Origin of the sequence: Rahnella bruchi, assembly GCF_003614975.1 — a bacterium.
Classification (GTDB): domain Bacteria; phylum Pseudomonadota; class Gammaproteobacteria; order Enterobacterales; family Enterobacteriaceae; genus Rahnella; species Rahnella bruchi.
The window spans coordinates 82217-97329 of record NZ_QZWI01000019.1; the positions used below are offsets into that span (position 1 = coordinate 82217).

The 15113-nt window shown below is 55.5% G+C and carries 14 protein-coding genes; 2 read left to right on the forward strand and 12 right to left on the reverse strand.

Annotated elements, in window-relative coordinates:
* Positions 1-58: 58 nt before the first annotated feature.
* The 10 genes from mdcH to bioH form a co-directional block, all read right to left on the reverse strand.
* A complete protein-coding gene (gene mdcH, locus D5398_RS22565) occupies positions 59-994 on the reverse strand; it encodes a malonate decarboxylase subunit epsilon (RefSeq protein WP_120509614.1) in 936 nt (311 codons plus the stop codon).
* Positions 995-1021: 27 nt separating this feature from the next.
* On the reverse strand, positions 1022-1648 hold the full coding sequence (locus D5398_RS22570; RefSeq protein ID WP_120509615.1) for a malonate decarboxylase holo-ACP synthase: 627 nt from the start codon (positions 1646-1648) through the stop codon (positions 1022-1024).
* Positions 1649-1664: 16 nt separating this feature from the next.
* Complete coding sequence (locus tag D5398_RS22575; protein ID WP_120509616.1) at positions 1665-2627, reverse strand: AEC family transporter; 963 nt, start codon at positions 2625-2627, stop codon at positions 1665-1667.
* A gap of 189 nt (positions 2628-2816) precedes the next feature.
* Complete coding sequence (gene mdcE, locus D5398_RS22580) at positions 2817-3632, reverse strand: biotin-independent malonate decarboxylase subunit gamma (RefSeq protein WP_120509617.1); 816 nt, start codon at positions 3630-3632, stop codon at positions 2817-2819.
* Positions 3629-4480, reverse strand: a complete 852-nt coding sequence (locus D5398_RS22585; protein WP_120509618.1) for a biotin-independent malonate decarboxylase subunit beta — start codon at positions 4478-4480, stop codon at positions 3629-3631. The genes mdcE and D5398_RS22585 overlap by 4 nt, the downstream gene beginning before the upstream one ends.
* Complete coding sequence (locus D5398_RS22590; RefSeq protein ID WP_120509619.1) at positions 4470-4772, reverse strand: malonate decarboxylase subunit delta; 303 nt, start codon at positions 4770-4772, stop codon at positions 4470-4472. Before D5398_RS22590 ends, D5398_RS22585 begins: the two co-directional genes overlap by 11 nt.
* A 40-nt stretch (positions 4773-4812) precedes the next feature.
* A complete protein-coding gene (locus D5398_RS22595; protein WP_120509620.1) occupies positions 4813-5670 on the reverse strand; it encodes a triphosphoribosyl-dephospho-CoA synthase in 858 nt (285 codons plus the stop codon).
* Positions 5671-5675: 5 nt separating this feature from the next.
* Complete coding sequence (gene mdcA / locus D5398_RS22600; RefSeq protein WP_120509621.1) at positions 5676-7337, reverse strand: malonate decarboxylase subunit alpha; 1662 nt, start codon at positions 7335-7337, stop codon at positions 5676-5678.
* A gap of 302 nt (positions 7338-7639) precedes the next feature.
* Positions 7640-7909: a YdgH/BhsA/McbA-like domain containing protein gene (locus tag D5398_RS22605; RefSeq protein WP_120135270.1), complete on the reverse strand. Its 270-nt coding sequence runs from the start codon at positions 7907-7909 to the stop codon at positions 7640-7642.
* Between the two features lie 230 nt (positions 7910-8139).
* Positions 8140-8910, reverse strand: a complete 771-nt coding sequence (gene bioH, locus D5398_RS22610; RefSeq protein WP_120509622.1) for a pimeloyl-ACP methyl ester esterase BioH — start codon at positions 8908-8910, stop codon at positions 8140-8142.
* 46 nt (positions 8911-8956) lie between these two features.
* Between bioH and gntX the strand changes: the two genes are divergently transcribed.
* Positions 8957-9646 (forward strand): DNA utilization protein GntX, encoded by a 690-nt coding sequence (gntX, locus tag D5398_RS22615; RefSeq protein WP_120509623.1) that lies wholly within the window; start codon positions 8957-8959, stop codon positions 9644-9646.
* Positions 9647-9743: 97 nt separating this feature from the next.
* The gene (gene nfuA / locus D5398_RS22620; RefSeq protein ID WP_120135273.1) at positions 9744-10319 is read left to right on the forward strand and encodes a Fe-S biogenesis protein NfuA; all 576 of its coding nucleotides are present in this window, start codon (positions 9744-9746) and stop codon (positions 10317-10319) included.
* Between the two features lie 53 nt (positions 10320-10372).
* On the opposite strand, the gene malQ is transcribed toward nfuA, so the two are convergent.
* Together malQ and malP are read right to left on the reverse strand one after the other, a co-directional pair.
* A complete protein-coding gene (gene malQ, locus D5398_RS22625; RefSeq protein WP_120509624.1) occupies positions 10373-12448 on the reverse strand; it encodes a 4-alpha-glucanotransferase in 2076 nt (691 codons plus the stop codon).
* Positions 12449-12456: 8 nt separating this feature from the next.
* Positions 12457-14871 carry a maltodextrin phosphorylase gene (gene malP, locus D5398_RS22630; protein WP_120509625.1) on the reverse strand — a complete coding sequence of 805 codons (2415 nt, stop codon included), beginning with the start codon at positions 14869-14871 and terminating at the stop codon, positions 12457-12459.
* Positions 14872-15113: the final 242 nt, after the last annotated feature.

A 15113-nucleotide genomic window follows, 5' to 3' on the forward strand; every position in this document is an offset into this window, starting at 1 on the left:
CATTGCACAAAAATCAAACAGCGCAAGGCGTTTCAACACCAACCTATCATGCCTTTAATTAGCGCTCATTTTCCCGTAACCGCGCTGCGAGACGTCCCGCAACATGCATGCCTGACTGGCATAAAGAGAGCGCTTCGCCCTGATCCATCGCGCGGCGGGTCAGACCGGTCAGCACTGCACCGGGTGGCATTTCAATCGCAAGGCGCACATCGCGCTCATACGCCGCGACCATCGCATCACGCCAGTTGACGGTGCGCGCCATGTTCATCGCCAAATCGTCGGCAATTTTTTCCGGCTGCCAGTACACTCGCCCTGTCGTTCCGCTGAGATAACCGCAGGTCGGGCGGGAAATGTGAATCTCTTTAAATGCCCCGACCAGCTTAGCCGCAGGCTCATCCAGCAACGCACAATGCGACGGCACGCTGACCGCCAGCTGATGCGTTTTCTGCGCGCCCAGCCCTTTTGCAAGCTGCATCACTTGCGCCATCGCGGCGTCGCTGCCGGCAATTACCAGCTGGTCTTCAGCGTTGATATTGGCGAGATACACCGGTGATTCAGCGTTGTTCACCTGCGCCACCAGTTCTTCCACCTGACTCTGACGCAGACCGGTAATGGCCGAAAGACCAAAACCCTGCGGATAAGCCTGCTGCATCAGTTCACCGCGCAGGGCGACCAGACGCACGGCATCATCAAAGTCGAGCGCTCCGGCAATCACTGCGGCAGGGAACGCACCAATCGACAGTCCGCTGCAAAAATCGGTTTCGATACCGTCGGCCTGACACTGTTTTGCCCAGATAACACCGGCAATCAGCAGACAGAGCTGTACGGCGCGGGTAGAGCGCAGAGTATCGGCGGTGTCGAGCAGCAGAACATCTTCGCCCAGTGCGAGGCTGGCCCGTTTTATGAGGGAATGCGTGAGGGGGTTATCCGGCAGGCGATGCAACATCTGTGGCACCTGCGGGCCCTGTCCGGGGAAGGTAAATAGGATTTTCATCGTGCTCCTTGCTTCTTTTAGCCGGGTTCAGTCCGCCGGCAATTGCCACGGGTCACGCACCAGTTGCGGGCCGGATGCCGTTTTCAGCATGACGTCACCGCCGCGCAGCCATTCACTGAGAGCAAATCCGCCCTGTGGCGTATTGATCTGGACATCGGTGCGGCAGGGAAGCCGCTGAAGCTGGGCGTAAAAATCAGAGAACCGGGAGGCGTCCACCGGCGTGTCACAGCGCACCAGTAAATCGAGATCGCTTTCAGCATGCATGACCGGAAGATCGCTGACCAGCGCGTAGGCACAGCTGCCTGTCACACCCCATGAAAAAGGCAGTTGCAGGCTGCACAATGTGATCAGCGCCTGCACCGGTTGCTGCGAAACGAAAGGTGAATGCAGCAACGCATTCACATCACTGACCAGAAATTGCGGAGTGACAACCCGCACCACCGCCGCCGGATCAATCCAGGCGGCGGCACGCTGAATGCGGGTCATCCCGCGAATACCCACAGGGATTGCGCCATCCGCACGCTTGTCGCGACGAACCACCAGCGGCAGCGATGCGCGCCAGCCGGTGTTTACCCACGCCGGTAAAATGTCATCGCTTTGCAAAGCGGAGCGGTCGCTTATCCAGACAAAATCATGGGCACGCGGGTCACACATATTCAAACCTTTCTGATTAGTGCAGAGCTGCCGTCAGGGAGATGAACAGCGGCAATGTCACGATACACAATACGGAGCTTATCAGCAGTGAAGCTTCTGCATCCGGAGACTGAACCCCGAAACGGTTACCGAACACGATACCGAAGAAACCAGCAGACAGCGCAATCATCAGGATAGCCGTGACCGCAATCTGGCCGCTCAGACCGAACGCCAGAACCAGACCCCATGCAATAAATGGCTGGACGAGGTTTTTCGCCACACAAGACAACAGCACCGGAGCGTTAATTTTCAGTTTACGCGCTGACAGGATAACACCGGTCAGGAACAGCGCAGACGCGGTCGCTGACAGGCCCAGCGGCTTAATCGATGCCAGGAAAATTTCCGGCATTTTAATGCCAATCGCTGACAAAATCACACCCAGCAGCGGTGCCCAGACAATCGGTTTTTTCACTGAACGCCACATCAGAACCGGCAGCAGTGCCAGGGAAGAACCCTGATTTTCGCCACTCAAACGCGCTTTCTCACGTTCGAGGATCAGCAGACAGAACGGCGTCATCAGCACGGAACCGCAGGCGATAGAAACCGCAACCGACAGTGAAGTCGACGGCGCGCCCCCCATCACACTGCTCAGAATTGGCAAACCGAGTGCCGCATAGTTTGGCAGTGCCACGGTCAGCGTCAGAACGGCAGCGTCCTGCGGAGTCTTTTTAAAGACTTTGGTGCAAATAAAGTAAATCGCCGCATAGGTTATCCACATGGCCAGAACCAGCACCAGGATCAGCGGTGACTGTTCCACAATGCCCGACCACGGGGTCTGTACGGTCGCTGCAAACAGCGCAGCGGGTAAAGCAAAATCCATCACGAAAATATTAAGTAAAGAGACATTCTGGTTATCCACCATTTTCGCTTTCCCGGCATAAAAACCGAGGATCATGATGACGAAAATAGGGGCAAGCGCGTGCAATATTACGTAAGTCATAGCGTTTTTCCTGAGGCAAAAAATGAATGCTCAGTCGGCGCCGGTGCGATGGTTTTTTTAGTATGACAGTCCAGTTGCAGACGACAGCAGGTCACCGTCCTGACAAAACGTCAGGGCGGGAACCCGCAATGCGGCTGCGTCACGCTGTTTGCAGGTGCGTTACCGGTTGAGACTGAAAGTTTTAACGAATTACCATTCCTGACGCATCAGCTGGCGAACGCGCTGCGAACTTGCGCGGTTTTCTGCACCCAGACGGTTGCTGAGGCTAACGCCTTCTTTGCGAGCGTCCTGGATGTTTTGCCAGACAGCGTTTTGTACGCTGGTGATGTCATCGGGTGTTGCCTCATCCGGATCAGCGATGTCGAGCAGTTGCGACAGCAGCCCCAGAGTGGCGTAGTTTTCGATGTCATAAGCCATCGGTGGAATGGTCGCGGCCAGTTTTTCCAGCGCGTCTACGGAGCGTAAAGTGATACGCGCGGCAGATTCTTTCCCCATCGCATGGATCATGACGCCATTGTTTTTGAAGGCGATCAGCTTGTTAGCCTGATAACCGTGCGCCAGAAACGCACCGGACATCGCTTTGCCGACAATCAGCCCGACCACCGGATGCCCGGCCAGACGAGCTTTGGCGTAAGCGCCTGCGGCACCGGCCAGCGCCTGATGAATGCCGAAGGCTTCTTCACGGCGGCCATAGGCCTGACTTGGCACATCAATCACCGCCACGATGGCGCGCTTGGTGCTGGCTTTGGCGTCAGCATCAATCACATCATTGACCACTTTTGCCAGATTCCAGCCTTCGAGCAGGCCGACTTCGCCGCCCGCAGCACGCGGATACTGATTATTTTTGTCCGGTACCACGGTGATGAAACGCACTGGCTGGTCATTCATCTTGCCGTCTGCCGCTTTCACGGAAGGGCAAAGACCGGTTACCGGTGTGGCGTCTTTGGTCAGTTGTGCGAACCAGTAATAACCCCGGCTGGCTGCATTGTTTGCTACGTTGCTCATGCGCGATCCTCCCGGTTAAACAAGGCTTCCGTCACTTCACGGCTGGCCTGCTGCGCGGTGTCAAAACCGGTCAGTTTTGGCAGGTAATAATCATAATTATCAGAACGATGTGTCGCAGGTACGCCCGCCTGAATAAAGGCCAGCACGCTGTCTTTCACTTCATTCAGGGAATCTTTCACCAACGCATCGACAAAACCGCTGTGATAACGCACTTCACCACCGGTCATGCTCCAGATAAACGGACGATCGCGGGAATCGTATTCATCAATACCGGCTTCCTGTTCGATAACCTGCGGGCCGTTCAGACCGAGACGGGCTTCGCGGGTCACAATCAGATAGCTGCACAGCGCGGCGGCAATCGACATCCCGCCAAAGCAACCGACGGTACCGGCAACCACGCCGATCACCGGCGTATAGCGGCGTAAATCGACAATCGCGGCGTGAATATCCGCGATCGCTGCCAGACCCAGGTTGGCTTCCTGCAAACGCACCCCGCCGGTTTCGAGCAGCAGAACGGCCTGCGTCGGAATACCGTTGCGGTTATCTTCTGCGGCCAGTTCCAGCGCAGCGGCCATTTTGGCACCGGACACTTCGCCCATGCTGCCGCCCTGGAAGCTGCCTTCAATCGCGACGACCACTGCGGGCTGGCCGTTAATCTGGCCTTTTGCGACGACCATGCCGTCATCGGCCTGTGGCACGATGCCCTGCGGTTCCAGCCACGGAGACATAATACGTTCGAAAGGCCCGAGCAGTTCGCGGAAAGTCCCGGCGTCCAGCAGTTTGCGGGCGCGCTGACGGGCGCTCAGTTCGATAAAGCTCTGATCCTGAACGGAAGTATCAGTTGGCATGTTCAGCCTCCTCAAAGACCTGTTCAATACGCAGACGGGCAACACCTGGAGTGGCGCCAAAGTCATTAATGTCGAGACGACCTGACGGTAATTCGCGCAGCGCATTCAGGCGGTTAAAAAAGTTCTGCCATAAGGTATGGCTGCCGTCGACGGATGTGGTGACGATAATTTTCAGCGCATTGGCTGTATCAGGTTCATACAGCGCTTCTAAATCGCCGGAACCTACCACGCCTGCTTCGGCGCGGCCTGCCAGCGGTTTTGCCGCCGGGTAGTTAAATTCAAAACGTTCCATAACACCTCTTTGTACTGATGTTAGTTAATTCGTATCCGGCTCAGACCACGCTCACGCGGTCGAGAAACAGCGTCGCAGCCAGTAAATCAGCGGCACCGCCGGGCGATGTGTTGTCTGCCAGCATCCGGCGTTCGAGATGACGTAACAGTTGTTTACCCGCCATCGTGCTCACCCCACCGGCTTGCAGCACTGCGCGCGCGCCCTGATGCATGGCGTCCAGTGCCGGCAAACCACCGCGTGACAACACGCAGGTATCCGCCAGTGTGGTCATCACCGCCAGTAAGGCATCAACCTGCGATTCGCTTTCGCTCGCGCCGCGTGCCCGGCTGTGATGAAGCTGCGGCAGTGCGCGGTCGATAATGTGCGGAAAACCACTCTGTGCTTCTTCACGGGCACCCGGCACCTGATAGCGCTGCACGGCGTGCGAACCTTTACTGAATTTTTTCGGGCTGAAAGCGTCGGGTAACGCTGCAATTTTTGCGGCGCGCTGCGCGATACTCTGCGGCAGCAAACGTTCCGGCTGCATGGCGACGGCGCTGACCAGCAGCCCCATTGCCCAGATAGCGCCCCGATGAGTATTCACTCCGCCAGTTTCGGCCATCATTTGGGCTTCGCCTGCACGTCCTAAACGACCCACTTCCTGACGCAGGGCGATATCCGCCGGGCGTTGCCAGCTGTGTAAAGCCAGCAAGTAGAAAGTGGATGTCAGGCTGCGCGCCGAACGCACCATCAGATCCAACGTTAAATCCTGATGTGCGCCGGAACTCCGGCTGTCTACCAGACCCGGTTTCGGGCTAAGCCGCGCTTCGTCGATCAGCGCCTGCGTCGCCGTTTCTGCCAGCCTTTCGGCCAGTTCTTCCGCTGTGAGTACAGCGCCAATCGTTAAAGTCTGCGGCATCTTGATTACCAGCTACGGAATTTGGCTGGCGGGTTATACAAGCCGCCGGACCAGTCAACCAGTTCGCTCACGCTGCCTGCCGCCAGTAAAGAACGGGTGGCGTCGGTGCGGCGAATGCCCATATCTTCCGGGAAGACCACCAGTTCCTGACGGCGCAGGTCGGCAACGCGTTTGGCGTCAACACCCAGACCGATGTCAGTGATACCGGCCACCGCAGCAACCATCGCGCGGCGTTCTTCCAGAGAGCGGGCGCGGTGCAGATAAGCGATCCCCTCTTCGGTCAGCACGTGCGTCACGTCGTCGCCGTAAATCATCACCGGTGCCAGCGGCATACCGGATTCTTTACCCACATCGACGGCTTCGAGTTTCTCAACGAACGTCGGTTTGCCACCGGCCTGGAAGGTTTCGACCATCTGTACGACCAGTTTTTTACCGCGTGCCATCGGATCCGGCTCTTCGATCATGTCGAGCCAGGCTGGGGTGGAGTGACGACGACCGTGCGGGTCATGTCCCATGTTGGGTGCGCCACCGAAACCGGCCAGACGACCACGGGTCACGGTAGAGGAGTTCGCCAGGCCATCGACCTGCAGGGTGGAACCGATGAACATATCCACCGCGTACTGGCCTGCCAGCTGGCAGAACGCACGGTTGGAACGCATGGAACCGTCGGAACCGGTAAAGAACACGTCCGGACGGGCACGGATATACTCTTCCATCCCCAGTTCGCCGCCGAAGCAGTGAACGGTTTCCACCCAGCCGCTTTCAATAGCCGGGATCAGCGTCGGATGCGGATTCAGCGTCCAGTGTTTACAGATTTTGCCGCGCAGACCGAGCTGCTCGCCGTAAGTTGGCAGCAGCAGTTCGATAGCCGCGGTGTTAAAACCGATACCGTGATTGAGCGACTGCACGTTGTGTTTAGCGTAGATGCCTTTAATCGCCATCATCGCCATCAGTACGTGAACCGGTTTAATCAGACGCGGGTCGCGGGTGAACAGCGGTTCAATGAAGAACGGCTTGTCGGCGACGACCACGAAGTCGATCCAGTCGCCCGGAATATCCACACGCGGCAGATCGGTGTCTTCTTCAACCAGCTCATTAACCTGCGCAATCACGATGCCGTTTTTAAAGGCAGCGGCTTCGACCAGCGCTGGCGTGTCTTCGGTGCTTGCGCCGGTATACAAGTTACCTTTGCGGTCCGCTTTGAAGCCGGCGATCAGTGCGATGTTCGGCACCAGATCGACGTAAAGACGGGAATAGAGCTCGATGTAGGTATGGATCGCACCGATTTCCATCTGGCCGTCTTCCAGCAACTGCGCAATACGCAGGCTTTGCGGGCCGGAGAATGCGAAATCAAGCTTGCGGGCAATACCGCGTTCGAAGAGATCCAGATGTTCAGCGCGGCTGACGCTGGGCATGATCATATGTAAATCATGCAGCTTCTCAGGGTTCACTTTTGCCAGTGAACGGGAAAGGAAGTCAGCTTGTTTTTGGTTGTTCCCTTCCATCACCACACGGTCACCGGAGGCGATCAGCGTTTCGAGGATAGGAATAATTTTGTCGGTGGGTAAGACTTTACCCTCGGCCACGGAACGGACACTGTCGATACGCCGTTGTTTTTCGCTGCGGCGGGTGTCCCACACTTTCGTGGTCTGCGGATGTTGCGGCATGCCAAACCTCCCTGGGTTGAGCTTGCTGAAGTTTTCCCGGCGTGATGAAAAAAAGAGGACGGTGGGAAGTTTCAGTCAAGTGGCGGTTGCATCACAATTGACCTGTTTAATTAGCGTGTTAAGTGTAGGAAGCGGTGAGATAACCATCAATTAAGGGCACTGACACTTCGTTACTCTGAGAGTAACGATTGAAGGGAATTCTTTAAAAACAGTTTGATACAGAACAAGGAATGAGAGCAATCACGCAAAAACAGGCGAAAAAAAGGGATGCACCAGGCATCCCTCTTTTGCAGATCAGAGAATTATTTGAAAACTTCTGCGGTCGCAGTGATTTTCTTTTTCTCCTGCGCAGCGATGACGACGTAGTATTTCCCGCCTTTTTCATCAGCCAGTTTGGAAAGCTCATCTTTAGCATCCATTGGCGCAGTGTATTCATTGCTGGTGGTGACGGTACCCAGGCTGGTGTAACCCTTTTCTTTGGCGTCTTCTTTGCTGATCATCTCAGCGGCCATTGCGTTCACAGAGAATAAACCTGCCAGAACAGCTGCAATAATAATTTTATTTGATTTCATGACATTACCTCTAAATTGGATGAGTAATTTTGGAAGAAAGCAGTCAAGATATGAACGGCAGGTGAATCTGTGCTGGCACGAACCTTCCTGGTCAACCACCAGATTTCTCCCCAGAGACACAAACGGGCGATGGAAAACCTTCCCCCTCTCACCTCCGGCATCTATCGGCTTAAGTATTAATCACCTTCGGGAATTATCCAGAAATTAGTAAAAAATATTTACATTGATTTTCATTCTGTAATCAGGAACGACGCAACAAGCTCACAAAATGCGTCCGAATGAGAGATAAACGGCGCATGCGCTGCTTTTTCAATGATTTCCGAACGCGAGTCCGGAAGTAACGCATCCAGCAAGGGCACCACTTTTCGCGGCACCAGTCCGTCGAGCGCGCCGTAAATACGCAACACAGGCAAGGTCAGCTTCGTCATAGGCTGGCGCAAATCGGCAGTGCGCAAAATCTCCAGTCCCCCATTGAGCACGGCTGCTGGTGGCATGGGTAAATTCAGGACAACCGATTTCAGCAAACGGGCATCCTGACGCGCGCTGTCACTGCCCATCGTCTGCAATGCCAGAAAGCGCTCGACCGTGCGCTGGAAGTCTTCGCTCAGCTGATGCTGGAACCCCTGAAGCACATCAGGGCGTATTCCAGGCCAGTTCTCCTGAGCAGTGAAGCAAGGCGAAGACGCCACGGTGATCAGTTTTTCCACGCGCTGTGGTGCGCTCAGTGCAATCTGGCTGGCGACCAGTCCGCCCAGCGACCAGCCCATCAGCGAGGCCTTTGGCGGCATAACCGCCAGAACTGCTTCGGCCATTTCCGCAAGCGTCATCGCCCCGAAACCCTCACTGCGGCCATAGCCCGGCAGGTCGATCAGATGCAGACAAAATTGCGGCGCAAGTCGCTCTGCGGTGTAACGCCAGACTTCGGCATTCAGCCCCCACCCGTGAAGCAGCACAAGATGGCGATCTCCCTCGCCAAATGTCTCCTGGTAAAGCGTGTTCATAGCGTATTGTCCGTGTCTGTCTGAATGGCAAAAGGAACCCGCCACTATGCTAACAATTGCCAGCCGCTGTTGGCTATGCCAGTGTCCGCTACATCTCGCCGTTCAGGGCATTTGCAGCCTGTGCCAGAAAACGCTACCCGCTGCACCGCCTTGCTGCCTGCGCTGCGGATTACCGTCCTCCGGCGGCAAGACCGATTGCGGGCGGTGCTTGCTAAAACCCCCACCATGGGACGCGATGATCTTCGCCAGCCCTTATGAAATGCCGGTAAGCGGACTAATTTTGCGGTTCAAATTCTCCGGCCAACCGGAACTCGACACCGCACTCGCCCGTCTGCTTCTGCTGCGCTGGCAGGAACGTTACCGGATGTGCAGTCTGCCCAGACCCGACGTGCTCCTCAGCGTGCCGCTGCACCAGAAGCGCTATTTTTCACGTGGCTACAATCAGAGTGAATTGCTGGCAAAGCCGCTGGCGCGCTGGCTGCATTGTGAATATTTGCCCGATGCCCTGAGCCGTGACCGGCGAACACCGCCGCAGCAAAGCCTGACCGAGGGCGAAAGAAAGTGGAATTTGCGCAAAGCCTTTACGTGTCATGTCAGTCTGCGGGGTAAACACGTGATGCTGCTGGATGACGTGGTGACGACCGGCAGCACAGTGCATGAAATCAGTAAAATACTGCGCAATCAGGGAGTTGCTTCCATTCAAGTTGCCTGTGTCTGCCGCACATTACAGACATGAGCACGTGCTGCTAACACCGGCGCAACACTGAGGGTGACGGGTAAAAACAAAGGGCGTATTATAACCAACTAGAGTAGTCAACTATTGAGCGAATGTTATGATCCTTATTACCGATGCTGCCCAAGAGCACTTTGCCAAATTGCTGGCAAGCCAGGAAGAAGGCACCCAAATCCGCGTATTCGTGATCAATCCCGGTACGCCGACCGCAGAATGCGGTGTCTCCTATTGCCCACCTGACGCCGTAGAAGCGACGGATACCGAACTGAAGTTCGAGAAACTGTCTGCTTTTATCGATGAATTAAGCGCGCCTTATCTGCAGGACGCTGTCATCGACTTCGTCACCGATCAGCTCGGTTCTCAGCTGACGCTGAAAGCGCCGAACGCCAAAATGCGTAAAGTGTCTGACGACGCACCGCTGATGGAACGTGTTGAATATCAGCTGCAATCGCAGATTAACCCGCAGTTAGCCAGCCACGGCGGTCGTGTTTCCCTGATGGAAATCACCGACGACGGTATCGCTGTTCTACAATTCGGTGGCGGCTGTAACGGCTGTTCCATGATTGATGTCACCCTGAAAGACGGCATCGAGAAAGAACTGCTGCAAAACTTCCCAGAGCTGAAAGGCGTTCGTGACCTGACTGAACACCAGCGCGGCGAGCACTCCTTCTACTGATCACCCGTTGATCAGCCGGAACATAAATAGCACCCTTCCGTTGGGTGCTTTTTTTATGCCTGCCTGCGCTGGTTCACATCACTGAGCAGCGCATCAATATGCTCATCACCAAACATCTCCTCCAGCGTTCGCGTCAGTTTTCTCCGCCAGTTGGGGTATTCATTATTGGTGCCAGGCACATTAACCGGCGTGTCCATATCCAGCCAGTCTTCCGGTTGCAGGCCGAGTAACGCGCTGGCACTGTCCGCCAGATAACGCTGTAGCCCGCAGTTAATCACCGGCGTCATCGGCATGCCCGCCGCCATTTTGCTGGTCGCTTTCGGCACACATTCTTCAAGATGCAATGCATTCAGCAAACCCTGCTTGCTGTGCTCACGCTCCCCGCGCAATTTCTCCAAAACCTGCGGGTCCGGATAAACACCCAGCGACGCCCCAAGCGTTAAATCCCCACCTTCCCAATAACCGCGCAGCGTGGGTAAGTCATGGGTGGTGACTGTCGCCATTGCCTGCGCAACATACTTTTCCGGCGGCCGGTAGAGGAAGTTTTTATCGTGCTCGAAATACAACACTTTGTAGGAGTACACTCCGCTGTTTCGCAGGCTGGCGATAATCTCTTTTGGTACGGTACCGAGATCTTCCCCAATCACCATGCATTGATGCCGCTGGCTTTCCAGCGCCAGCACACCGAGCAAATCCTCCAGTGGATAACGGACATACGCGCCATTCCCGGCCTCCTGATCCGCAGGTATCCACCACAAACGCAGCAACCCCATTACGTGATCGATCCGCAATGCCCCGCACTCCGCCATATTCGCCCGCAGCAAATCAATAAATGGCTGATAGGCACGGGCTTTCATTTCATGTGGATCAATGGGTGGAAGGCCCCAATTTTGCCCCTGCGGCCCGAGGATATCCGGCGGGGCGCCGATGGTTGCTTTCAGGCAATACAGCGCCGGATCCGACCAGGTTTCCGCCCCGCCCTGCGCCACGCCAACGGCCAGATCACGGTACAAGCCGATGGGCATTTTCAGCCCGACACTGCGCTGATAGCATTCAGAAAACTGCAAATGCGCCAGCCATTGCTGCCACTGATAAAACTCAACTTCGCTGGCGTAGCGTTCACTGAACTCCGTCACGTCAGCACTTTGGGCATCGCGATAGGCTTGCGGCCACACCGGCCAGCCCCACTGGCCCAAATCCAGGTCCCGCAGATGCACATGCAGCGCGTCAAACAATGCCTGTTGCCGCAGACTGTCACCGCCCACTTCGACGAAACGCCGGAATTCCTGCTTACGCGGACTGTTTCCCGGCAGCTCACAAAACAGCGGCCAGGCGAGTTTCAGCGCTGCGGATTTCAGCGCCATGACCAGCGGGTAATCGACATAATCAGTGCTTCTGGCCTGCAATAACGCATCATGCGTTTCTATGGAATTCCACCATGTTTGCGCAGCAGTGCTGGCGGTAAATTCTTCGACGGCGTTCACGTCGATATAGGCCAGATTAAGCCAGCGACGGGACGACGGACTGTATGGGCTGGCACTTTGCGGATTCGCCGGATACAGCGAATGAATGGGGTTCAGCCCGACGAACGCCCCGCCACGCTTTCCGACTTCTTCGACCATTTTTTTCAGGTCGCCGAAATCACCCACGCCCCAGTTATTTTCAGAACGCAGCGTGTAAAGCTGGACCGTCGCGCCCCATAGTTTTTTGCCCGCCAGCAGTGCGGGCGGTTCAAAACAGCGCGGCGGGACGACGATAATCCGGCACGACCAGACGTTATCATTTTGCGCTAACGTCAGCTGATGATAACCGGCGGGCAGCGCTGCGCCGAGGTTCAGCACTTTGCCTGCCTGAATCTCACCCTGCGATTGTTCGCCATTTTCCCGGATCAGTTGCCAGCTGAATGCACCGCTGACTTCCGGCGTCAGCAACACCTTTTTTCCTTGCGTAAAGACTTTGACTGGCGGCACCGGCGTAACTTCAGGCACAGACGTCGGATCACGTCCCATCGCCGCCAGTAAAGCTGCCCGAGTGTCATCGGATACTGTTTCGACGTCATCGGTCATATTGATAAAACTGTCTAAAATCCCAGCCCGTCGGGCTGCCTCAACGAGTTGCTTATCCTCCATGTCTGCTCCTATCGTTTGGCCTGCCAGATACGCTGCTGGTAATCGCGGATGGAACGGTCAGCGCTGAACATGCCGACGCGCGCCGTATTCAGCAACGTGCGGCGTGTCCATTCATCAGCATTGCGGAACAGAGTATCGACCTGTTTTTGCGCTTCACAATAGTCCGCAAAATCCGCCAGCACCAGATAGGGATCGCCGCCATCGAGCAGGCTGTGAAGCATCAGGTCAAAGGCTTTCTTATCGCCATTAGCGTAAAAACCGCTGGCCAGCTCGTCGAGTATTGCTTTGAGATGTTTATCTTTTTTCACCAGCGCTTTTGGCTTGTAGCCTTTTTTCAGCCGGGCTTTCACTTCATCGACGGTCAGGCCAAAGATAAAGATGTTGTCCTCGCCGACCTGTTCGGCAATTTCGACGTTTGCCCCGTCGAGCGTGCCGACGGTCAGCGCGCCGTTCAGCGCCAGTTTCATATTCCCGGTACCCGAAGCCTCTTTGCCTGCGGTAGATATCTGCTCTGAAACATCCGCAGCCGGGATCATCAGTTCAGCCACCGAGACACAATAATCGGGAATGAACACCACTTTGATGCGATCGGCGACGATCGGATCGTTGTTGATCTTCTCCGCCACCTGATTGATCGCATAGATAATATTTTTAGCGAGGTAATAACCGGGCGCGGCTTTGGCACCGAACAGGAAAACACGCGGCACGATATCGAGTTTCGGGTTATCGCGGATCTGGCGATATAAGGAAAGAATGTGCAGCAGATTGAGATGCTGACGTTTGTACTCGTGCAGACGTTTAATCTGCACATCGAAAATCGCGTCCGGATTGAGCCTGATCCCCATGCGATGCCAGACGTATTCCGCCAGCCGCACTTTGTTGTCATGCTTAATTTTGCGGTACTGCTTACAGAATTTTTTGTCTTTAACGCCGTCTTCCAGACCTTTCAGCAGATCCAGATTGCTTACCCAGCTGTCGGTTTTCAGACGCTCATCAATCAGCGCGGAAAGCGCCGGATTACACTGTTTCAGCCAGCGACGCGGCGTGATGCCGTTAGTCACATTGTGGAATTTTTGCGGCCACAGCTGGTGATATTCCGGGAACAAATCTTTTACCACCAGATCTGAATGCAGTGCCGCCACGCCATTTACGGCAAAACCGGCGACGACGCAGAGATTCGCCATACGCACCTGTTTGTCGTGATGCACAGCCAGCTTTGCCCAGACAGCCTCATCGCCCGGCCACTCTTTGCTGACCAGTTTTTTAAAGTTAGCGTTGATCTGTTTGATTATCTGGAAATGGCGCGGCAGCAGACTGCGCACCAGCCGCTCGTCCCAGGTTTCCAGCGCTTCCGGCATCAGCGTGTGGTTAGTGTATGCAAACGTGCGGCTGGTAATGTGCCAAGCGTCATCCCAGCTCAGCTGATGCTCATCGAGCAGCACGCGCAGCATTTCAGGAATGGCGATGGTCGGGTGAGTATCATTGAGCTGGATAACTTCATAGTCCGGCAGTTCACTGATTTTGCGGCCAAGAAAATGATGACGCCGCAGAATATCGGCCACAGAGCAGGCGCACTGAAAATACTGCTGCATCAGACGCAGGCGTTTACCGGCCTGATGGTTATCGTTCGGGTACAGCACTTTGGTGAGTTTGGCGGCTTCGACGCCCTGCTGTTCCGCTTTCAGAAACTCGCCGTCATTAAACTTTTCGAGATCAAACGGATGTGGATGTGTGGCTTCCCATAAACGCAGCGGCTGCGTGATGCCGTTGCGATAGCCCATCACCGGCAAATCCCAGGCCTCACCGCGCAAGGTGAATTCCGGTTCCCAGCGCGAAACGCCTTGTTCGTTTTTCACGACTTTACCGCCGATGCCGACACTGACCGCCAGCGAACTGTTATGGCGGAACCACGGGTATTCGTTGCGGTGCCAGTCGTCCGGCGACTCTTTCTGTTTACCATCGACAAAGCGCTGGCGGAATAAACCGTACTGATAATTCAGGCCGTAACCGATTCCGGGCTGCCCGACCGAAGCCATTGCATCAAGATAACAGGCCGCCAGCCGTCCCAGCCCACCGTTGCCCAGTGCGGGGTCGATTTCTTCTTCCAGCAGGTCTGTCAGATTGATATCAAACTGTTCCAGCGCTGTGGCAATTTTTTCGTACCAGCCGAGGTTAATCAGGTTGTTGCCGGTGAGACGCCCGACCAGAAACTCCATCGAGATATAGTTAACGTGGCGGGTGATTCTTTTGCTTTTGCTGCCGCCGGTGTCATTTTGCGGCGGTAACTGTTCAGCGACGGCGGCACTGACCGCGTGCCACCACTGATGCCGGGTCATATCTGAGGCTGAAGTGAGTCCGAATGCTTGCCACTGGCGGGTGAGCGCCGCCAAAAAAACATCCTGCTTGAACGTGTTCTTCGACATAGGGCAGTCTCTTTTCTGTCTGATGGGACGGAATGCTTCCGTGAGAAAAAGTGTGATCTCGCTATCTATGTATAAACCCTATGCTGGAAAAATGCTCACTTCGGGGATGAGGAAAAATGCATGAAATCATGTCGTAGGGAGGGAAGAGAGGCCCTTAAAACCCCCTCCCAGCCTTCCCCCTTCGCAGGGGGAGGAGCAAGGACTCGATCGGCTCCCTCCCCTGCGAAGGGGAGGGTTGGGGT